Source organism: Niallia circulans NBRC 13626 (assembly GCF_001591585.1).
Classification (GTDB): domain Bacteria; phylum Bacillota; class Bacilli; order Bacillales; family Cytobacillaceae; genus Niallia; species Niallia circulans.
Genome location: NZ_BCVE01000002.1, coordinates 140,286 through 160,859 on the forward strand (window position 1 = coordinate 140,286; position 20,574 = coordinate 160,859).

22 protein-coding genes are annotated in these 20,574 nt (G+C 35.3%); all 22 read right to left on the minus strand.

The features are described from left to right. Positions 1–19: 19 nt before the first annotated feature. The 22 genes from fliY to topA all read right to left on the minus strand — a co-directional run bounded on the left by fliY (position 20) and on the right by topA (position 20,230). Positions 20–1,231 (minus strand): flagellar motor switch phosphatase FliY, encoded by a 1,212-nt coding sequence (gene fliY, locus BCI01S_RS03125; RefSeq protein ID WP_047940012.1) that lies wholly within the window; start codon positions 1,229–1,231, stop codon positions 20–22. After that, positions 1,221–2,219, minus strand: coding sequence for a flagellar motor switch protein FliM (gene fliM / locus BCI01S_RS03130; RefSeq protein WP_047940011.1), 999 nt, complete (start codon positions 2,217–2,219; stop codon positions 1,221–1,223). The genes fliY and fliM overlap by 11 nt, the downstream gene beginning before the upstream one ends. A 31-nt stretch (positions 2,220–2,250) precedes the next feature. Next, positions 2,251–2,679 (minus strand): flagellar basal body-associated protein FliL, encoded by a 429-nt coding sequence (gene fliL / locus BCI01S_RS03135; RefSeq protein WP_047940010.1) that lies wholly within the window; start codon positions 2,677–2,679, stop codon positions 2,251–2,253. Beyond that, a complete protein-coding gene (locus BCI01S_RS03140) occupies positions 2,669–2,890 on the minus strand; it encodes a flagellar FlbD family protein (RefSeq protein WP_047940009.1) in 222 nt (73 codons plus the stop codon). The genes fliL and BCI01S_RS03140 overlap by 11 nt, the downstream gene beginning before the upstream one ends. A gap of 50 nt (positions 2,891–2,940) precedes the next feature. Beyond that, positions 2,941–3,723, minus strand: a complete 783-nt coding sequence (gene flgG, locus BCI01S_RS03145; protein WP_047940272.1) for a flagellar basal body rod protein FlgG — start codon at positions 3,721–3,723, stop codon at positions 2,941–2,943. A gap of 75 nt (positions 3,724–3,798) precedes the next feature. Further along, a complete protein-coding gene (locus BCI01S_RS03150) occupies positions 3,799–4,200 on the minus strand; it encodes a TIGR02530 family flagellar biosynthesis protein (protein ID WP_047940008.1) in 402 nt (133 codons plus the stop codon). Between the two features lie 11 nt (positions 4,201–4,211). After that, positions 4,212–4,856 carry a flagellar hook assembly protein FlgD gene (gene flgD / locus BCI01S_RS03155; RefSeq protein ID WP_047940007.1) on the minus strand — a complete coding sequence of 215 codons (645 nt, stop codon included), beginning with the start codon at positions 4,854–4,856 and terminating at the stop codon, positions 4,212–4,214. A 14-nt stretch (positions 4,857–4,870) separates the two neighbouring features. Further along, positions 4,871–6,340, minus strand: a complete 1,470-nt coding sequence (locus BCI01S_RS03160; RefSeq protein WP_061796689.1) for a flagellar hook-length control protein FliK — start codon at positions 6,338–6,340, stop codon at positions 4,871–4,873. Between the two features lie 31 nt (positions 6,341–6,371). Then, entirely contained in the window at positions 6,372–6,968 is a 597-nt protein-coding gene (locus tag BCI01S_RS03165) for a MotE family protein (RefSeq protein WP_047940005.1), read from the minus strand. Continuing rightward, positions 6,969–7,421, minus strand: a complete 453-nt coding sequence (gene fliJ / locus BCI01S_RS03170) for a flagellar export protein FliJ (protein ID WP_047940004.1) — start codon at positions 7,419–7,421, stop codon at positions 6,969–6,971. Positions 7,422–7,424: 3 nt separating this feature from the next. Next, positions 7,425–8,741: a flagellar protein export ATPase FliI gene (gene fliI / locus BCI01S_RS03175; protein ID WP_061796694.1), complete on the minus strand. Its 1,317-nt coding sequence runs from the start codon at positions 8,739–8,741 to the stop codon at positions 7,425–7,427. Continuing rightward, the gene (gene fliH / locus BCI01S_RS03180) at positions 8,738–9,502 is read right to left on the minus strand and encodes a flagellar assembly protein FliH (RefSeq protein ID WP_047940002.1); all 765 of its coding nucleotides are present in this window, start codon (positions 9,500–9,502) and stop codon (positions 8,738–8,740) included. The genes fliI and fliH overlap by 4 nt, the downstream gene beginning before the upstream one ends. Next, positions 9,495–10,511, minus strand: coding sequence for a flagellar motor switch protein FliG (gene fliG, locus BCI01S_RS03185; RefSeq protein ID WP_047940001.1), 1,017 nt, complete (start codon positions 10,509–10,511; stop codon positions 9,495–9,497). The genes fliH and fliG overlap by 8 nt, the downstream gene beginning before the upstream one ends. A 12-nt stretch (positions 10,512–10,523) precedes the next feature. After that, on the minus strand, positions 10,524–12,110 hold the full coding sequence (fliF, locus tag BCI01S_RS03190) for a flagellar basal-body MS-ring/collar protein FliF (RefSeq protein ID WP_061796700.1): 1,587 nt from the start codon (positions 12,108–12,110) through the stop codon (positions 10,524–10,526). Positions 12,111–12,266: 156 nt separating this feature from the next. Beyond that, positions 12,267–12,575 carry a flagellar hook-basal body complex protein FliE gene (fliE, locus tag BCI01S_RS03195; RefSeq protein WP_047939999.1) on the minus strand — a complete coding sequence of 103 codons (309 nt, stop codon included), beginning with the start codon at positions 12,573–12,575 and terminating at the stop codon, positions 12,267–12,269. Between the two features lie 19 nt (positions 12,576–12,594). Continuing rightward, on the minus strand, positions 12,595–13,047 hold the full coding sequence (gene flgC / locus BCI01S_RS03200) for a flagellar basal body rod protein FlgC (protein WP_047939998.1): 453 nt from the start codon (positions 13,045–13,047) through the stop codon (positions 12,595–12,597). Positions 13,048–13,052: 5 nt separating this feature from the next. Beyond that, entirely contained in the window at positions 13,053–13,436 is a 384-nt protein-coding gene (gene flgB, locus BCI01S_RS03205) for a flagellar basal body rod protein FlgB (RefSeq protein WP_061796702.1), read from the minus strand. A 461-nt stretch (positions 13,437–13,897) separates the two neighbouring features. Continuing rightward, positions 13,898–14,680: a GTP-sensing pleiotropic transcriptional regulator CodY gene (gene codY / locus BCI01S_RS03210; RefSeq protein ID WP_047939996.1), complete on the minus strand. Its 783-nt coding sequence runs from the start codon at positions 14,678–14,680 to the stop codon at positions 13,898–13,900. A gap of 96 nt (positions 14,681–14,776) precedes the next feature. After that, a complete protein-coding gene (gene hslU / locus BCI01S_RS03215; RefSeq protein WP_047939995.1) occupies positions 14,777–16,186 on the minus strand; it encodes an ATP-dependent protease ATPase subunit HslU in 1,410 nt (469 codons plus the stop codon). A 15-nt stretch (positions 16,187–16,201) separates the two neighbouring features. Further along, positions 16,202–16,744 (minus strand): ATP-dependent protease subunit HslV, encoded by a 543-nt coding sequence (gene hslV / locus BCI01S_RS03220; protein ID WP_016201113.1) that lies wholly within the window; start codon positions 16,742–16,744, stop codon positions 16,202–16,204. A 34-nt stretch (positions 16,745–16,778) separates the two neighbouring features. Beyond that, a complete protein-coding gene (gene xerC / locus BCI01S_RS03225; RefSeq protein ID WP_047939994.1) occupies positions 16,779–17,681 on the minus strand; it encodes a tyrosine recombinase XerC in 903 nt (300 codons plus the stop codon). 473 nt (positions 17,682–18,154) lie between these two features. Further along, positions 18,155–20,230 (minus strand): type I DNA topoisomerase, encoded by a 2,076-nt coding sequence (gene topA, locus BCI01S_RS03230; RefSeq protein WP_061796706.1) that lies wholly within the window; start codon positions 20,228–20,230, stop codon positions 18,155–18,157. Positions 20,231–20,574: the final 344 nt, after the last annotated feature.

Consider the following 20,574-nt stretch of genomic DNA (forward strand, 5'->3'; position numbering starts at 1 on the left):
TCCTCAAAACCCCCAAAAATTATTTTAAATTCTTTAATCGATCCTTTTGACTAACAATATCAGTTACACGCACACCGAAATTCTCATCAATTACCACTACTTCCCCTTGTGCAACCAATCGGTTATTTACAAGAATATCAACAGGTTCTCCTGCTAACTTGTCTAATTCAATAATAGAGCCTGAAGACAACTCTAGAATTTCCTTAACAGATCGCTTCGTTCTGCCAAGCTCAACCGTTACTTGTAATGGTATGTCTAGTAGCATATCCAAGTTCTTTGTTTCTGTAACTGTTGAAGTCGGTGTATCAAAACTAGAAAAACCTGCAGGCTGCACATTCGGTGGCGGGCCCTGTGTATGATTTCCTGAACCAAAATATTGCTGCTGAGTCACATTTGCTGGATGAGAACTAGTATTAACAGGATTATTTGCCATTGGATTTGAAACTGTTTGATAATTAGCTGTCGCTTGTGACTCTTGCATTGGTTCTTTTGGCTCATATACTGAATTATAATCCACTTCGGAAATATTGGAAACTTCTTCTTCATTATTATTAGGATTTATTAATCCTTCTACTAACTTTTTCGCAAAAGAAAGCTGTAACACTTGCATGATCTTCGAATCTATTAAATCCCCGATTTTAATTCGAAAAGAAATTTTAGCTAAGACGTCTTCATCCGGAATCGACTCAGTTCCTTCTCCATCATGAATGTTTAAAATATCGATACTTGGTGGAGAAATATCTACTTTTTTGCTAAAAATAGTAGACATGGAAGTTGCAGCAGAGCCCATCATTTGGTTCATCGCTTCTTGCACTGCGCTTAGCTGGATTTCTCCTAACATTTCAGGATTGGCATTTAATCCATCTCCCCCAAGCATCAAATCAGCAATAACAGCTGCATCTGTTTGTTCAATAACAAGTAAATTCATACCCGAAAATCCTTCTGTATAATTAACTCTTATTGCGACATAAGGTTGGGGAAACTCGTCAGACAGCATATTCTTGGATATTACGCTTACGGTAGGTGTCGTAATATCTACTTTCTGATTTAATAACGTAGACAGAGCTGTCGCAGAGCTACCAAAGGATATATTTCCGATTTCTCCTAACGTATCTTTCTCTATATCTGATAAATACTTTTCTACATCCATTTCAGGACTATCATTTGTATCACTATCTCCCCTTAAGAGAGCATCAATTTCATCTTGTGAAAGCATATCCTTACTCACCATCTTCCTTCCCCTCCTCTAAAGTTCCTAAGACTTGAACAGCCATTTTTTTATTTAATTTACCAGGTTGTCCAATAAATTTAGGGATCTCTCCAACTTTAATGATTAAGGGCTGTTGTATCGTTTGATTCATTTCAATAACATCTCCAATGTCCAACATTAAAAAATCCTGGATGGAAATATCAGAAGTACCAAGTTCAGCGACAACCGGCACAATCGATTGCTGAATATTTTCTTCTAAACGAGCAGTAAATTCAGGTAACCTTTCCTTTTTCTCTGCCTGCATCCAGTAATGCCCGGATAGCTTCGGAATAATCGGCTCTAGCACCACATGCGGAATACAAATATTTATCATTCCACTTGTTTCCCCAATCGTAGTACTTAAGGAAATTACTACAACCGTTTCATTAGGAGAAACCATTTGTAAAAACTGTGGATTTACTTCGAATTCAGCAAGACTTGGTTCAATATCCACTAAATCTTCCATTGCCTCTCTAAAATGATCAAAGGCACTTTCGAATGTATTTGACATAATTTTCGTTTCAATTTCTGTCAAATTTTCCACTTTATTTATACTGCTGCCTCTTCCGCCCATCATTCGATCCATCATGGCATAGGCAATATTAGGATTTACTTCCATCAAGATTCTGCCTTCAAGTGGCGGAACATCGAATACATTTAAAATAGTCATTTTCGGAATCGAACGAATGAACTCTTCGTATGGAATTTGATCTGCTGATGTAACAGATATTTGCACATATGTCCTTAATTGTGCTGAGAAAAAAGTTGTTAATAATCTAGCATAATTTTCATGAATTCTTGTTAAACTTCGAATTTGATCCTTCGAAAACCGTAATGCTCTTTTAAAATCATATACCTTAATCTTTTTTTCCTGTTGCTCTTTTTTCAGCTCATCTGCATCCATTTCACCAGATGATAAAGCCGAAAGCAGGGCATCTATTTCATTTTGGGATAAAATATCAGCTGACAAAATTACTCACCTCCATCTATTCTCTTTTATTTTATTGGAGTAGAGAGTTTACAATATAAACTTGGACTACTTTGCCTTCTTGCATCAGTTCATTAATTTTATCCTTAAGATCATTCTCTAATTTAATTTGACCATTTTTCCCTTTTAAATCTTCTGTTTTTTTCTCAGATAATTCTTGAATAATAATATTCTTAACTTGAAAATCTCTCTTTTCTAATTCTTCCTTCGCTTCCTTACTATCTGTCTGAATCTTAAAGGATATTCGGATGAAATTATTAGAAGCTAAATTTGTCGTCATCTCCTCAATATCCACTGAAGATTCCAAGATTTCGTCAATCGAAGGTTCATTTGTCTTTTGCTCGCCAGTAAATTTCCAAATATAAATGAAAGCTCCTGCTCCTGCCAGTGTAATAACTAATAATAAAACGAGCATTATAATAACAACTTTATTATTCTTCATCGTCTTTCTCTCCCACATGTGGTAATCCGAAGAGGTTCACTTTTTGATAAAAATGATTCATTTTCTCTAATACATCCTCTTCACTTTCTTTAACAACAAATTTATTTCCATTTGTTAAAGTTATCGTTGTATCAGGAAAAGATTCGACTGTTTCAATAAATAAAGCATTAAGTAAAAACTTTTTTCCATTTAGTCGAGTTAACTGTATCATTTTTTTATTAGGGGCTAGCCTTACGAATAACCCCTATCCCTCCAATTAAATTATCGTTTTAAATTAACTAATTCTTGAAGAATTTCATCAGAAGTTGTAATGATTTTTGTATTTGCCTGAAAACCTCTTTGAGAAACGATCATATCTGTGAATTCTTCCGATAGGTCAACATTTGACATTTCTAGGTAACTACTATTAACTGATCCAGTACCTGCTTGACCTGGAGTAGATAAAATAGGATCTCCAGAGTTATTAGAAACCTGAAATATATTCCCGCCTACTTTCTCTAACCCTTCTGGATTATTAAACTTCGCAAGTACGATTTGTCCAGCATTTTGTGTTTCTCCGTTTTCATCAACATAAGTAATGGTTCCATCCGTGCCTATGCTATAGCTTTTTGCTGAGGCTGGAATAGTACCTACACCAGACACTTTAAGTCCACTCGACGTAACAATATTTCGGTTTTCATCAAAGTAAAAGTTTCCTGCTCTAGTATAAAATGGATTACCCCCTCCATCTTCTACTACAAAATAGCCTTCACCAGAAATCGCCAAATCAAGCCCTCTGCCTGTATATTGTGTAGGTCCTTGAGTATGAACTGTATCAATTGAAGCTAGCTGAGATCCTAACCCGATTTGCTTTGAATTCGTCCCTCCATTTCCATTTGCAGGGGCAGTTGCACCAGAAACTGTTTGACTAATCAAATCACTGAATGTTGTTCGTCCTTTTTTAAAACCATAAGTATTTACATTTGAGATATTATTCCCAATAACATCTAATTTTGTTTGAAAGTTTTTCATTCCACTTATCCCTGAATATAATGAACGTAACATTTGTTTATAATCTCCCTTCGAATAAACTGCCTCTATCACTCAGCAGTTATCGGCCTCCATTTTTGGTCCAGCCTCTTAATTCATTATGATTGTTCCATTAATATTGGTAAAAATATGGTCTGTCACTTCTTCACGATCCATTGCCGTGATTACTGTATTATTTTTTGCACTTACAATTAAGGCAGCGTTATTTAACAGTACTAGAGATTCCTTTATGCCCATTTTCTTTGCCTCGGTAACCTTTTCCTCGATTGCCTTCCATTTAGCAGCATCTATCTTAATTCCTCGTTGTTGAAGCCTTTCATTAGCATGTTTACTAATGTTCAATGTGTTTAAAGAAGAAATAGACTGTTGTAAATGAGTAGAAAAGGATGTAATGTTTTGTGCTTTATGCACTGCAGCCTTTGATTTAATCGCATCTATACCGTTCTTAATAGCAGCATGTGATTTTATGGAAGGATAAACTTGCTTATCCATTTAATCACTTCCTATTCAATTTTTATAATTTGTCCTGAAGTAATTTTCGTTTCTGCATCATCACCTAATGTTAGTTGTATTTGTCCATTTTTTAATGACACAGATAGAACTTTATTACTTACTTCTTTCTCTTTATCATCCAAATAAGAAACTTTTTTTCCAATTAATTGGCTTGCTAGTACAAGATTATTTTCCGAATTATTTCTACTCATACTTGAGATGTTAGCAGGCATAACCTTTGTTCCATCTTCCAATGTGAAAATCACACTATCTTCAGAATAAGCAATAGAACTTATTTTTCCAGTACCAGAATATGTTTTGTCGTTCCCAGCTTTATCAGTTTCTACTTTGCTCCAATTTACTTCTTGACCAATAAATTGTCCGTATGAGATAAGGTTCGACTGAGTTTGCAGCGAGATTAAATTAGTCATCGCAGTATTTAAATTTTGCATTTGTTCCAAGCTTGAAAACTGTGCCATTTGTGCGATAAACTCTTTATCATCCATCGGACTTGTTGGATCTTGGTTTTGTAGTTGTGTAATTAAAATTTTCAAGAAATCATCTTTTCCTAGCGATGAGCTGCCTGTGGAAGTATTAGATTTCGTTTTCTGGTATTCTGATAAAGAGAGAGAAGGGTCATTTATTGTATTTGCCATCGGTACTTGCTCCTCTATACTTCAAAATTTAATAACTCCTCAAAAAAAGAAGCTTTTCGTTTATCCTCTTCATCATCTGCATCTTTCTTGTCTCTTTGCGGATGTGGCTGCTGTTGTTCTTGCTGCTGTTGCTGTTCTCTTTGCAGCCTCTCTTGTGGGTGTGAAGAAACAACAATATCTATTTTATCTACTTGCAAATTCTGTGCGGATAATCCATGTTTCAAACTAGTAAGTTGTTTGTCTAATACGTCTTTCGCCTCAGTATTTGCAGTAATAATTCGGGCAATCATATTTCCTTCATTTTGAGTAATCTCAATTCGAATAGATCCTAAATGATCAGGTGCCAACCGCATGGAAAGCTTCTGTATGTCTCCAGTTTTTATAAACGTACTTTTAGCTAATAATTTAGCAAATTGATCTTCAACATTTTTAGGAGCGGCCAGCTCACCAGAATCAGTTAATAACGTGAGTGGGTGCTGCTTAAAGATGTTATTTTGTATAGTTGAAATTACTTTTGAATCAGTATCTCCATGACTTACTTGGGCAGTTTTTTTTACTTCTGTACTTGAAAGGGTATTTTCCTCAGATTTTCTTAAGAAACTAACCATTACTGGATTGATTACTTTTTGTACAGCTACTGTTTTTTTCTCATTAGTCTGCATATCTATTTTTGATAGAATAGAAGAAATAATAGATTTCAATTCCGAATTAATTTCAATCGTGTTAGCTTCTCTAAAAAGAATATTTTTATTTTCTTGTGATGCAAAATTTTGCATTGCAGTTTGTTTTGTATCAACTGCAGGAAATCTGTATTTCTCTCTTTCGCCCCACAATTTTTCCATCTTTTGTGAATCATTTTTCATCATATTAGAGCCGTCCTGCTCTAAGAACTGCTTTAATGAAATCATAAACCCTTGCAAATATTCTATGGATTCAGTAACTTTTTCTTCAATAGACTTATCCGGTAATTCCTTTACTGTCCGTTCCAGTAATTTCAAATCAGTAAGCAAGGTAGATAATTCAGTATCCTTAAACATATCAGGCTCTAATTTCATATTAATTGCTATCTTTAATTCGTGAGCTATCTTATTCTCTAGATTCACAAATAACTCAGCTAACTTAGCAGCCATATTGGATTCATCTATATCTACTATCCCTTCGCCTTGAGAAAATTGTTGGTAATTAGCCAATAAATATTCAAGATTTATTTGGATTTGATCAGCATCTATTCCCGTAACCATTGTTTCTGTATCAATCTTTTGTTGGAGATTTCCATCTTCAGAAGAGCTGGACAATATGGCTAAAAGCTGATTTATATCTTCTTTATAGTTAGTATTTGTTTGCGCAGGACTACTGTGCTGATAAGTCGTTTTTAAGTCATTTATCAAAGATAAAAACTTTCCATCTACTTTTCCTCTTACTTTCCCTTGAGCGCCGCTTGTCGATTCGATTTTCTTTAATGAATTAGTCAGCTCTAGTTGCAATTTTTCACCCCCTTTCAAGCGAATTTAAATTTTAATGATTTGCTGTTGCTGATTTCGATAGCAGCTCTGTATATTTTGAAGCGACAGAAGGCTCCATTTTCTCTAATACCGAAGCAAGTTTTGCTGGTTTAAGTTCACCTAAAATTTTCATTGCTTCCTTTTCGCTCATTTCTGATAAAATAGCTGCTGCATTTTTCGGGGACATTGTTTCATATGTTTTGACAATCTCATCCACCGCTTTCTTTGTTTCCTCTTGGGCGGATTGGAGAGACTGTAACTCACTCTGCAGCTTCTCTTTTTCCGAATTGGCAGATTGAAATCTATTTTCACTATTTTCTAATTGTGACTCCAGTGACTTTATTTCTTTATCTCGTTCTTTTAGCTTTGTTTGTAAAGAGCTAATTGTATTTTTATTATTTTCTAGTAATTTATCGGTAGATTTTTTTTCTTCACTCAGAAAAGGAATTGCATTTAATAACTCTTTTCCTTTCTCTGCAACATCTGCTCCTGAATACATAAGCAAAAGAACAAGAACAATAATTGCAAATATTGTCGGAATAACTGCAACCATAAGAATTCGTTGAAAAAAATTAAATGGCTTCTTTTTTTCTTCCCATGAATTTTCCATTTAGCCACCTACCTTTTCATGTTGCATGTATTGTTGAAGGGAAATATCATCCATTTGCTTGGCCTCTTCTGCTCTTGCTATTGCCAAATAATTCGAATGGTCTTTTTCCTTTATTTTCACAAATTTTTTTACTTCCATGTTTTTTTCAAGCATTTTCTCTTGAAAATAGACCATTGAATTTCGGGCATTGTGCACCATCTTTTGTGCATGTTCAATTGTTTTTTCTAAATTGCCCACGAAATGCTGATGGTGTCTAATCTCTTGAACCGATAATCCGGACATCATTTTTTCTGCTTGATATGCTTCCAGATCTTCCTTTCTTTTCAACAGCTCATAAAGATTTTCAGCTGCCTCTTCAAATCTGTTTACTGATTGATTATAAGCAGAGCTTGCTTCTTCTTTTTCTCTTTCGCGAATCGTTAAAATCTTTTCGAATTTAAATTGATAGCTCATCTTTTATCCCTCTGTTCCAACTAAAGTTAATAAGGAATGAAGACTCTCCTCAATTGAAACCTTTTCGTCTGTTTCCTGCTTTATATAAGATAGGATGCTAGGATATAACCTCATTGCTGTATCAATCTCTTTAGAAGAACCCTTTTTATAAGCACCTATATTGATTAAATCTTCCGAATTCATATAAGTACTCAAAAGATCTCGTAATCGCTCGGCTGCTTTTACATGTTCTTTTGAGACAATATGATTCATCACACGGCTTACACTTTTTAAGACATTCACAGCAGGATATTGCCCTTTATTGGCAAGTGCTCGGTCTAAGACATAATGCCCATCTAAAATCCCGCGTACGGTATCTGCAATCGGTTCATTCATATCATCCCCATCAACCAACACGGTATAAAAGGCTGTTATACTTCCAAATTCGTTCGTTCCCGTTCTTTCTAGGAGTTTTGGTAAAATAGCAAATACAGAAGGGGTATATCCTTTTGTCGTCGGCGGTTCGCCAATAGCTAGTCCTACTTCTCTTTGTGCCATTGCAACCCGAGTAACAGAATCCATCATTAACATGACATTTAATCCTTTGTCTCGAAAATATTCGGCAATAGCAGTAGCTGTATATGCACCCTTGATTCTCATTAAAGCTGGCTGATCAGATGTTGCAACAACAACTATCGATCGCTTCAGCCCCTCTGGCCCTAAGTCCCGTTCAATAAATTCTCGTACTTCTCTACCGCGTTCCCCTATCAGGGCAATCACATTTAAATCTGCTTTCGTATTTCTTGCAATCATCCCTAGCAATGTACTTTTCCCAACACCACTACCTGCAAAAATCCCAAGTCTTTGTCCAGTGCCAACTGTTAAAAGTCCATCAATTAATCGAACTCCTACTTCCATCGACTGGGAAATTGGTGGTCTTGTCATTGGATTAGGAGGCTCTTGGTCAATTGGAACAGACTTTAACCCTTTTGGTAACACCGATCCGTCTAAAGGCATTCCTAATGCATCCACAGCAGTGCCTATTAATCCTGGACCCACCTTAATTTCTAATGGCTCAGAAGACGCTTCTACTAAACAGCCTGGTGATATATCTTGGACAGTTGTATATGGCATTAAAATGATATTTCCCTCGTTAAATCCTACAACTTCTGCCTTGATAATTCGTTTATGCTTTGTACCAATGTGGATATTACATACATCACCGATAGAGCTCTCAGGTCCTTGTGATTCAATCATTAACCCTACAACTTTTTTCACACGGCCATATTGCTTATAAGTGTCAATGGACGAAATCGAGCTTAGTAACTCTAGTGCTTTCACCCTTCTTCACTCTCCAATATTTCAAGTAACTTACTTTTAATCATAAGCAATTGCGTATCAACACTTGCATCTAAACGCCCATTTGCCGTTTCGATAATACAAGCATTTTCATCAATCGTTTCATCAGGAAAAATGAAAAGATTTGGCTTTATCGGGAATAGTTGTAACAATTCCTCTTTTTCTGCTACTAGCATTTCATAATGGATAGGACTAACATGTAACTGTATTTCCTTCTGTTTCCTTACTTCTTTTAAAGCATTTTGTACAAGATAAAGGAAATTTTCTTCCTCTTCCTTTATCTTGTTATTCATAATTTTTTCAGCAACTTCAATCGCGAGCTCCAAAATAGTAGTTTCGGCAGATTGTAAGTATTTTTCATAATCCTCTTTTGATGCTGTTACTGTGTCTTTCGCTTGTTGAATAAAACTTAGCATTTCGTTATATCCAACATTTTGACCTTCTTCGTAACCTGCTTGAAAACCATTTTTCCTCGCTTCTTCTATTAAACTTGCTTTTTCTATATCCCAGTTCTGTCTTTCTTCCGAAAGCTGTATTCGTATAAGTTCGGCTTCTTCCAATGCTTGGGCTTTCAACTCTTCTGCTTCTTCCCATGCTGACTCTACTATCCTGTTGTACTCGGCTTGTGTAACTTCCCTAGAAAGATCCATCTCCGTATTGAAGGTATCTATATATTTAATCGAAATAACCTTCTCTGTAGCAGTCTCTGGCTTTGAGTATCTTGACTTTATTAATCTAGACAATGATATCATCTCCTCCGCCACGGGCAACTACGATTTCGCCAGCGTCCTCAAGACGTCTGATAATCCCAACAATTCTTGATTGTGCTTCTTCTACATCCTTCAAGCGTACAGGTCCCATAAATTCCATCTCTTCTTTAAAGGACTCAGCCATTCTAGTAGACATGTTGCCATAAACAATCTCTTTCACTTCATCTCCAGATACCTTAAGTGCAAGCATAAGATCTTCATTTTCACAATCACGAATAATTCTTTGAATTGCTCTATTATCCAATGTAACGATATCTTCAAAGACAAACATTCTCTTTTTAATTTCTTCTGCTAATTCTGGATCTTGGATTTCGAGTGCGTCTAAAATAGTGCGTTCTGTTGCTCTATCGACTCCATTTAGTACTTCAACTACCGCTTCAATACCACCAGTTTGTGTATAATCTTGCGTAACAGTGCTCGATAATTTTCTTTCTAATATTTGCTCGACTTCGTTAATAATTTCTGGTGAAGTACTGTCCATTACAGCAATTCTTCTTGCAATATCAGCTTGCACTTCCTGTGGAAGCTCAGACAAGATGAGACCTGCCTGAGTGGGATCCAAGTAAGATAAAATTAGCGCAATTGTCTGTGGATGTTCATTTTGAATAAAATTTAATATTTGGTTCGGCTCTGCTTTTCTGGCAAAATCAAAAGGTCTTACTTGCAGAGAAGAAGTAAGCCTATTTAAAATAATGGATGCTTGTTCTGCTCCAAGAGCCTTTTCTAAGACCGTTTTTGCATATCCTATACCACCTTGAGAAATATAGTCTTGAGCAAGTGCGATATTATGAAATTCTTCTAAAACACTTTCTTTAGAAGTATTCTCTACCTTTCTAACTCCTGATATTTCTAAAGATAGTTTCTCAATTTCTTCCTCACTTAAATGCTTATAAACCGAAGCTGCAACATCAGGACCTAGCGATATAAGGAGAATGGCAGCTTTCTGTTTTCCAGTTAACTCATTTGATTCTTTTCTTGCCATCTACATCACCCCTTAATCTTCCGTAATCCATGTACGAAGTAATTTTGCAAATTCCTCTGGTTTTTCTTTAGCCATTTTTTCAAGCTGTTTTCGTCTTATTGTTCCTTCTGATTCTTGTTGTTCCTCATTAATATCTGCTACTGAAGTAACTGGCTGAATAATTTCTTCTACTTCTTCTTCCTGTTTATTCTTTCTCGCTCTCATAACGAAGAAGATTAATAGAATAATAACTGCAAGTAAACCTCCTCCAACGGCATAAATCCACCACGGGATTGATGTTTGAGCAACCTCTGTTGCTTGTTTTTTACCTTTAAATGGTTGAACAGACACAGCAATCTTACTTTGGATATCCTCATCTGTTAGTTCTCCGCCTGTTGATGTTTTATCTATCGAAGTTCTAACAATTGTCCCCAATATGTTAGAGATATCATCAATACTTTCCTGTGGTAAGGAAGTAGTATCATTTGCATCAGGCGGCTCTACCATTACTTGAATACCTAAATCACGAATTTTATAGGGACTTTCCACAATTTGTTTTTTTATACGATTAACTTCACTATTAACGGTTTGTTCGACTTTTTCATAGTCGCCATTTCCCGATCCTGTTTCTGTATTATAAGTAGTTACATCGGCATCGTCTTCTGCCTGTACAACTCCACCGGCAGCATTTTCACCGGTATATGTTTCTGTAATATTTTGTGCACTTATTTCAATTCCCGCCATATTTTCTTCATCAACTGGCGTAACTAGGTTTTCTTCTCGGTTTTCTTGGGTAAAGTCTATATCAGCAGTAACTGACACTACAACTTTATCTGGTCCCATTAACGTTCCTAGCATTGTTTGAACCTGTCTTTGAATATCACGTTCAATCTGCTTTTTCACATTGTTTTGCGCAGTAAAAGTATCTGTCGCAGAATTATCTGAAGAATTTAAGTCAAAATACTCAAAATCTTGATTAGTAATGACGATATTATCTGTAGGAAGGTTTGGTACACTTTTGGACACGAGTGTATATAACCCTTTTATTTGATTTTCAGAGAAGTTATAGCCAGGCTTTGTATTTAATACAATCGATGCTGTAGCTTCTCCCCCTTGATCTGAAACAAATACACTTTCTTCTGGTAATGTAATAACAACATTGGCATCATTAATTCCTTCAACACTCTTTATTAAATTAGCAATTTCTGTCTGCAGGGCATCTAATTTTAAGACATTAAATTCGTTATCTGTCATACCAAAGCTCGCATTCTGACTAAAAAAGGAATAATCAATGCTACCGGACTTAGGAATTCCTTCTGCTGCAAGTTGTACTTTTAATGTATCGACTACTTCCTCTGGAACACTAATCACGGTACCGCCACCTGATATTTCAGAAGTTACCCCTTTACTATCTAGACTCTCTTTAATAGCTCCCGTTTCAGAAGGTGTTAAATTACTGTATAGCGGCACTAACGTTACTCTTGTGAAAAAATAAGTCGCAAACACAGCAAATAGAATAAGCAAAAGTCCGCTGCCCGTTATAACAGTCTTTTGCTTTTTAGAACGACTTTGCCAAAACTCTTTTAAAGGATTAAATATTTTATTTAGATTCTCTTTCATTTTCTTCCCCCGGCTACCGTAATTTGTTTAGGTATAAACCGCCCATCTTTTATATTAACTGTCTTCTCTTTAACGGCATGGACACTTAATTGCCTAAAGCAGAGAAGCACCTTCGTTTTCTTGTAAAAAGTAACCATTATAGAAAACAGCCTTACATTAAACTGGCATTCGCATAATTTCCTGATAAGCTTCTACTGCCTTATTGCGAATTTCTAACGTAGCTTGCATGGTAATGCTTGCTTTTTGCGAGGCAATCATCACCTGAGATAAATCAACGTTTTCTCCTCTTGCTAACTTATTTGTTAGCACATCTGATTCATTTTGCGCTTGATTCACATTGTTAATTGATTCTTTTAGAAACGAAGCAAAACTTTTTTGCGTATCTGCTGCAGAGGTCTTATTACTTGTTGCCGTATTTGTTAACGGTAATGCAGATGATACAGGTGAAAAATTAATTGGTTCCATTTAAGTACTCCTTTTTGTTTTATTTACCGATTTCTAATGTTTTCATTAACATACTTTTTGATGCATTTAAAACAGTCACATTAGCTTCATACGATCTTGAAGCACTCATTAAATCAACCGTCTCTCGTAAAGGGTCCACATTGGGCATACGAACATATCCTGTTGCGTCCGCTTCTGGGTTCTCCGGATCATACACCATTTCAAACGGTGTATCATCTTCTACAATACGTGATACCTTCACACCACCTGCAGGGTTCCCGCTATTCCCTCTTGCAGCATTTAAATGAGAGGCAAATGATCCTTCTTGTTCTTGAAACACTACTTGTTTTCTTTTATATGGCTCCCACTCACCATTTACTAATCTGCCTCTTGTTGTATCAACATTTGCCATATTAGATGAAATAACATCCATTCTTAGCCGTTGAGCGGTTAAAGCAGAGGCAGTAGTATTTATACTAGCAAAAATGGTCATTTTTATTACTTACCTCCTCTAATTACATTTTCAAGGGAACTAAATTTTCCGCTAATTCGATCTATTAATGCGTTGTAATAGATTTGGTTTGTCGCAAGGTCTGCCATCTCTTTTTCCATATCGACACTATTCCCACTGTTATTGTAAGTAACTCCATTCTTTGTAACGACAGCTGATGAAGCAGTATTAGCAGCAGAAAAAGGAATATGCTTACTATTCGTTACATTAGCATTCAATGCACTAGATAACGAATCTTTAAAAGTTACAGTCTTTGCTTTATAATTAGGCGTGTCAACATTTGCAATATTTTGTGAGATTACTTTTTGCTTTTGATTCGAATAATTAATTGCATTTTCTAAAGTAGTTATTGTATTTGAGAAAAGTTTCACTTCATCACACCTCGAGCAATCATTTTGAGAAAAAATTGTTGAATTTTGTTTTTTGATGACGTTTTTTTTACATGATAGCTTTTATTTTAATTAATTTGTAATAATATGTCCATGGAAAAGAGGAGAATTTTAGTGATTCTTTTTACCTATTTTAGTTAATATTTGGTTTTAATCATCTTAAAAAAGGATAAAAAGCGATTTTTCACTGCGTCATTGTTACTATTTTCATAGTCATAACTTACTAAACGTTACCCTTTTTCTTCTATCTGATTTAATATACCTTTTGTCATACTGTAATGTAAATGAAAAATAAATGGAAAATATGCGGTTTATGTCGAATAATATGTACATAACTTATTAGCTATCGATTGATGGTTAAAAAAAACTCTCATTTTTCGTCACGTAAAAAAAACCTTTTCTATAAAAGGAAAAGGTTTTTTACAATGGATAATAATTTATCCTTACTTATTTGTTTTTAACTTTTCAAGTTCTAATAAGAATTTATCGTTAAGTACTTTAATATAAGTACCTTTCATTCCTAATGAACGAGACTCAATAACACCAGCACTTTCTAATTTACGTAATGCGTTAACAATTACAGATCTTGTAATTCCAACTCGGTCTGCAATTTTAGAAGCGACTAGCAAGCCTTCACTTCCGTTTAATTCTTCAAAAATATGCTCAATAGCTTCTAATTCACTATAGGATAGTGAACTGATTGCCATTTGAACAACCGCTTTACTTCTTGCTTCTTCTTCAATTTCTTCTGCTTTTTCTCGAAGAATTTCCATTCCAACAACAGTAGCACCATATTCAGCAAGAATCAAATCATCATCGTGGAATTGTTCTTGTAATCTTGCAAGAATTAATGTTCCTAATCTTTCTCCTCCACCAATAATTGGTACGATAGTTGTTAACCCTTTTGCAAATAATTCTTTATTTTCAACTGGGAAAGCAGTATATTCACTTTCAATTTCTAAATTACTAGAAGTTGTTTGAATATTAAACAAGCTATTTGTGTATTCCTCAGGGAATTGACGATCTTCAAGCATTTTTTTCATACGATCATTTTCAATTTGCTGGTTAACTGCAAAACCTAATAATTTTCCTCTTCTGCTAACAACAAAGATATTTGCTTCGATAACATCGCTTAAAGTTTCAGACATTTCTTTGAAATTAACTGGTTTTCCAGCAGCTCTTTGTAACATTGCGTTTATTTTTCTCGTTTTTGTTAATAAATCCATTTTTTATTCCTCCTGTTAACTAAAACCAACACTTGAAATAAATCTATGTCTACTTATACCTTTCAATGCAGGAGTTTAAATTCCAATTGGCTTTCATTAGAGTATAAATTGACTTAAATCCTTATTTCTTGAGATGGCTCCTAACTTCTCCTCCACATACTTTGGAGTAATCGTTATTTTTTCCATTGTTATTTCTGGTGCTTCGAAAGAAAGATCTTCCAATAATTTTTCGAGAATAGTATGCAGTCTTCGCGCACCGATATTGTCTGTATTTTGATTGACTTCATAAGCCACTTCAGCTATCTTACGAATAGCTTCGTCAGAAAATTCAATTTCTATACCTTCTGTATGCAATAATGCTTGATATTGCTTAATCAACGCATTATCTGGTTCCACAAGAATGCGATAAAAATCATCCACTGTTAATTTAGTAAGTTCTACACGAATCGGGAATCTTCCTTGTAGCTCTGGTATTAAATCAGAAGGCTTAGACATATGAAATGCTCCAGCAGCAATAAACAATACATGGTCTGTTTTAACTGATCCATATTTTGTCACAACCGTAGATCCTTCTACTACAGGTAAAATATCTCGCTGCACCCCTTCTCTAGAAACATCCGCTGAAGAGCTGCTGTTTGATTTGCTGGCAATTTTATCAATTTCATCGATAAATATCATTCCCATTTGCTCAGCACGAACGACTGCTTCTTGGGTAACCTCATCCATATCGATTAATTTTTGAGCTTCCTCGTTCGTTAATATTGTACGTGCTTCCCTAACTGTTAATTTGCGCTTTTTCTTTTTTTTCGGCATAAAACTACTTAAAGCATCCTGCATATTCATACCCATTTGTTCCATACCAGAACCTTGGAGCATGTCAAACATAGAAGGCTGTTGTTCTTCCACTTCTACAGAAACCACTTCATCTTCCAGTTCACCTAGAGCAAGCTTTTCTTTTACTATTTTTCTCTTTTCTGATTTACTAGTTTCTTCTACAGTAGGCTCATCTTCCTCTGTGTCTGCCCCACCGCCGCCAAAAAGCATTTCCAGAGGATTTTTATAACTGGATGATTTCTTTGCAGCAGACGGAACTAACAATTCAACGAGACGATTATTTGCCGCAACTTCCGCTCTTTCTCTTACTTGAAACATCTTCTCTTCCTTTACTAAGCGTACAGATGTTTCGACAAGATCACGAACCATTGATTCTACATCGCGGCCAACATATCCTACCTCTGTGAATTTAGTAGCTTCTACCTTAACAAATGGCGCATTAACAATTTTCGCAATTCTTCTAGCTATTTCTGTTTTTCCGACACCAGTAGGACCAATCATCAAAATATTTTTCGGACTAATCTCATCTCTTAGCTTTTCATCAAGAAGGCTTCTGCGAAAACGGTTTCTTAATGCAACAGCCACCGCTTTTTTTGCATCTTTTTGTCCGACTATATATTGATCAAGTCGTTCTACAATTTGCCGAGGTGTTAAACTAGCACTTTTTTGCATATTAAAAATCCTCCCCTATAATTCTTCTACGATGATATTATTATTTGTATAGACACAAATCTCACCAGCAATCTCTAGAGCTGCTTTAGCGATATCGTATGCAGAAAGATTATCTCCTGAGTAAGTTTTTAGTGCTCTGCCAGCTGCTAAAGCATAGTTTCCGCCAGATCCAATTGCAAGTATACCATCATCTGGTTCAATTACTTCTCCTGTTCCAGATACCAATAATAGATCCGTTTCATTCATTACGATCAGCATCGCTTCAAGTTTTCTAAGAACTTTATCACTGCGCCACAGCTTCGCAAGCTCTACTGAAGCGCGCTGTAGGTTCCCATTATACTCATCTAATTTCCCTTCAAATAGTTCAAAAAGAGTAAAGGCATCCGCAACTGATCCCGCAAATCCTGCAATTACTTTCCCGTTAAAAAGCTTTCTAACCTTACGGGCTGTATGTTTCATCACAACAGCATTTCCAAGTGTGACTTGCCCATCACCGGACATTGCTGATTTCCCTTTATGTTTAACTGCAAAAATAGTTGTTGCATGAAATTGTGGCATTTCAGACATGTTACTTCCTCCTTCTACCAATTGACTATGCCCTAGGATGATAAGACATATACGTCTTTTTTAGATACTCATTTGTGACATGTGTATATATTTGTGTTGATGTTAAAAATGCATGACCTAATAATTCCTGAACCGTTCTCATATCTGCACCATTTGCCAGTAAATGCGTGGCAAATGAATGTCTCAATTTATGGGGATGAATTTTTCCTTGTGAGGATGAAGTATTCATCATTTTATTTAAGATATCACGAACTCCGTTATCTGTTAACATTCCTCCGCGATAATTAACAAACAGATAAGAATGATCTGTTGAATTTTTCATCAACTGATTCCTACCCGCTTTTATGTACGCTTCAAGAGCATTATGAGCAAAACTACCAAACGGAACATATCTTTCCTTCTGGCCCTTCCCCCTAACTAACACAGTAGAGACACTGAAATCAATATCGCTCAACTGAATTTTTGTACATTCACCAACACGAATGCCGGTTGCATACAATAATTCCAGCAATGCTTTATTTCTTAGTCCTAGGGGCGTGTTCGTATCACATGATAAAAAGAGTTGCTGCAATTCTTCCTCGTAGAAAAAATCAGGTAATCTCTTTTCTAGCTTTGGGATCGATACAGCAGAAAATGGGTTATTTTCTACTATTTTTTCCCTAAGCAAAAAACGATAAAAACTTCTCAAACTAGAGATTTTCCGAGCAATTGTTTTTCTTGCTAATTGCTTTGAAAACAGCTCTGTTAAGTATATTCTTACATCAGATGGACTTACGTCTTCTAACTTGTCTATTACTTGATCTTTCATAAAGTGAAAGAATTGGTTAATATCTTGTGTATAAAATTCTATTGTATATGGTGAGTAATTTTTTTCAATCTGCAAATAGGCAATAAATGCGTGAACATGATTGTTTAATTCCTGTTTCATAACCTCACCTCACAATGGCTTCATCATATTATCATACTTTTTAGCTACAATCAATCAATTTACATATTTTTCACAAAGTTCCGAATTGTTCGCATCATTTCTTTCACAACCTATTGTTTCTACACTCTTCCCTTTTGAGATTAAGATAATCCTAAATGATTATGGAACTTTCCTTCTAGAGTATATCGCTTTAAACACAGAAGAATTAGAATCAGCTACAAATGTAAAAAAATTGTCATTTTTTATTTCTGCTAAAATGTATGGATGATGTTCACTCATAGCATTTTACTATACGATTGAAAGAATGAAAAGTTTCTACTTTAAGCGAATTAATAATTTTTTCGCAAAATATCTATTTTTCTTCCATTATATATCTAATTTAGGGGATACTTGAAAAAGAATACTTGGGCAGTAACGTGACAAGAGAGTGAGCTTTTGCTCACCCTCAAATAAATTTATTTATTCTAGCTATTTTAACTTTGTGGTTCTTCTTTATAGTCGCAGTTTACGCACTGTACTTGAACGCCTTTTTTTAATTTTTTCTCCACTAACATATTTTCACATTTTGGACATGGTCTTTGTAGTGGTTTATCCCATGAAATGAAGTCACATTCTGGGAATCGATCACAGCCATAAAAAATTCTGCGTTTTTTACTTTTTCTTTCAATTATATTCCCTTCATGACACTTCGGACATTTCACACCAATATCCTTGACGATTGCTTTCGTATTTCTGCATTCTGGAAAATTACTACATGCCATAAATTTTCCATAACGTCCCATTTTAAATACCATCGGATGACCACATTCTTCGCAGTCCTCTCCAGCTGGCTCATCTTTGATTTCAATAGTTTGCATCTCTTGTTCTGCAACTTCAAGTCTTTTCTCAAACGTTTTATAAAAATCGTCGATAACCTTTACCCAATTGACCTTGCCCGCCTCAATATTATCCAAGTCTTGTTCCATATTGGCTGTAAACTCAATATTTAATATTTCTGGGAAAAATTCTAAAATTAACTCTAAAACAATTTCCCCAAGCTCCGTTGGAATAAATCGTTTGTTATCAAGAGCCACATAACCTCTTTTTTGAATTGTATCTAAAGTTGGTGCGAATGTAGATGGTCTTCCTATCCCCAATTCCTCTAGTGTTCTAACTAATCTTGCTTCTGTATAACGTGGAGGCGGCTGAGTGAAATGCTGTTTTGTATCAATATCCTTATTTAAGACAACATCTCCTTCTTTTAAATCTGGGAGCTGTCGATCTTTCTCATCAACGTTGTCATCTGTGCCCTCCACATATACCTTCATAAAACCTGGGAACTTAATTTTTGAACCATTAGCACGAAAAAGGACGTTACCATTTGATAAATCCACACTCATCGTATCCATAACAGCTGGCGCCATTTGGCTGGCAATAAATCTTTCCCACACAAGCTTATACAATCGAAATTGATCTCGGGATAAATATTCCTTCATCTTGCTAGGCTCACGACCTATACTAGTTGGACGTACTGCTTCATGGGCATCTTGAACCTTTGGATTTTTCTTCTCTTGTTTCTTCTCTTCACGTGTATACTCTTTGCCATATTGACTGTTTATATAGTCATATGCTTCACTTTGTGCAACCTCTGATATTCTAGTGGAATCCGTTCTCATATAGGTTATCAAACCCACTGTTCCTTCTTTTCCAAGATCTATTCCTTCATATAATTGCTGTGCTAACATCATTGTTTTCTTTGCTCGGAAATTCAATTTGCGGGCAGCTTCCTGTTGTAAAGAAGATGTTGTAAATGGAACAGCAGGATTTCTCTTCCGCTCTTTTTTACTCACTTTATCGACAGTAAACTTATTATCTTTTAACTGACTAGTAATTTTTTTTACTTCATCTTCTGAATGCAACTCAATTTTTTTTCCATTTACACCGTAAAAGGATGCTTCGAAATTATTTTTTCCTTTTATAAAACTTCCTTCAATGGACCAGTATTCTTCTGGTACAAATTCTTTAATTTCTTGTTCTCTTTCAATAATGAGACGTACTGCAACTGATTGTACTCTTCCTGCACTAAGCCCTTTTTTTACTTTTTTCCATAATAATGGACTGATATTATAACCCACTAAACGGTCTAAAACTCTTCTAGCCTGCTGAGAATCTACTAAATCCATATTAATCGCACGAGGATGCTTAAATGATTCTTTGATAGCATCTTTTGTTATCTCATTGAAAACAACGCGACAATCTGATTCGATATCAACATTTAAGCTATTTGCCAAATGCCAGGCAATTGCCTCTCCTTCGCGATCCGGGTCAGCTGCTAAATAGATTTTTTTGGCTTTTTTTGCTGCTGTTTTAAGTTCTTTTAATACTGGACCTTTTCCACGGATAGTTATGTACTTCGGCTCAAATTGTTTTTCTATATCAACACCCATTTGGCTTTTAGGCAAATCCCTAATATGCCCCATCGATGCTTTCACTTTATATTTTTTTCCTAAATATCGTTCTATTGTCTTTGCTTTAGCTGGTGACTCAACGATTACTAAAAAATCTGACATCAACTGTCCTCCTTAAGAGGGATTTAAATATTCACTATTATTGTATACTATGTTTTGATTTGTCAAACATTCCGATAACTAGCAAACGTTTTCACTCTCTTTATTTACATAATTTTATCTTTGAAATATCTATACGTTGCAAAATGTATAACAAAATGATAAAAATAGCAACACTTTTTTTGAATTTTCATGAAAAACTCCAAATTTATGGAAACAACTTTTCTTGCTCATTGGTTTGGAATAGCGTTTTTACTTTCTTAACTGCAGCTAAATCCCCTCCGGTGAATTCTCATTGGCAGAGATGTTAGTCACACTGACCGAACTAAAAAAAGATAATTCCTTAA

Excerpts from the sequence above, each read along its gene's own strand:
- fliY (WP_047940012.1), bottom strand. The coding sequence starts at position 1,231 with ATGGTGAGTAAGGATATGCTTTCACAAGATGAAATTGATGCTCTCTTA.
- fliL (WP_047940010.1), bottom strand. The coding sequence starts at position 2,679 with ATGAAGAATAATAAAGTTGTTATTATAATGCTCGTTTTATTATTAGTT.
- BCI01S_RS03140 (WP_047940009.1), bottom strand. The coding sequence starts at position 2,890 with ATGATACAGTTAACTCGACTAAATGGAAAAAAGTTTTTACTTAATGCT.
- flgG (WP_047940272.1), bottom strand. The coding sequence starts at position 3,723 with ATGTTACGTTCATTATATTCAGGGATAAGTGGAATGAAAAACTTTCAA.
- BCI01S_RS03150 (WP_047940008.1), bottom strand. The coding sequence starts at position 4,200 with ATGGATAAGCAAGTTTATCCTTCCATAAAATCACATGCTGCTATTAAG.
- flgD (WP_047940007.1), bottom strand. The coding sequence starts at position 4,856 with ATGGCAAATACAATAAATGACCCTTCTCTCTCTTTATCAGAATACCAG.
- BCI01S_RS03165 (WP_047940005.1), bottom strand. The coding sequence starts at position 6,968 with ATGGAAAATTCATGGGAAGAAAAAAAGAAGCCATTTAATTTTTTTCAA.
- fliJ (WP_047940004.1), bottom strand. The coding sequence starts at position 7,421 with ATGAGCTATCAATTTAAATTCGAAAAGATTTTAACGATTCGCGAAAGA.
- fliG (WP_047940001.1), bottom strand. The coding sequence starts at position 10,511 with ATGGCAAGAAAAGAATCAAATGAGTTAACTGGAAAACAGAAAGCTGCC.
- fliF (WP_061796700.1), bottom strand. The coding sequence starts at position 12,110 with ATGAAAGAGAATCTAAATAAAATATTTAATCCTTTAAAAGAGTTTTGG.
- fliE (WP_047939999.1), bottom strand. The coding sequence starts at position 12,575 with ATGGAACCAATTAATTTTTCACCTGTATCATCTGCATTACCGTTAACA.
- flgC (WP_047939998.1), bottom strand. The coding sequence starts at position 13,047 with ATGACCATTTTTGCTAGTATAAATACTACTGCCTCTGCTTTAACCGCT.
- codY (WP_047939996.1), bottom strand. The coding sequence starts at position 14,680 with ATGGATTTATTAACAAAAACGAGAAAAATAAACGCAATGTTACAAAGA.
- hslU (WP_047939995.1), bottom strand. The coding sequence starts at position 16,186 with ATGCAAAAAAGTGCTAGTTTAACACCTCGGCAAATTGTAGAACGACTT.
- hslV (WP_016201113.1), bottom strand. The coding sequence starts at position 16,744 with ATGCCACAATTTCATGCAACAACTATTTTTGCAGTTAAACATAAAGGG.
- xerC (WP_047939994.1), bottom strand. The coding sequence starts at position 17,681 with ATGAAACAGGAATTAAACAATCATGTTCACGCATTTATTGCCTATTTG.
- topA (WP_061796706.1), bottom strand. The coding sequence starts at position 20,230 with ATGTCAGATTTTTTAGTAATCGTTGAGTCACCAGCTAAAGCAAAGACA.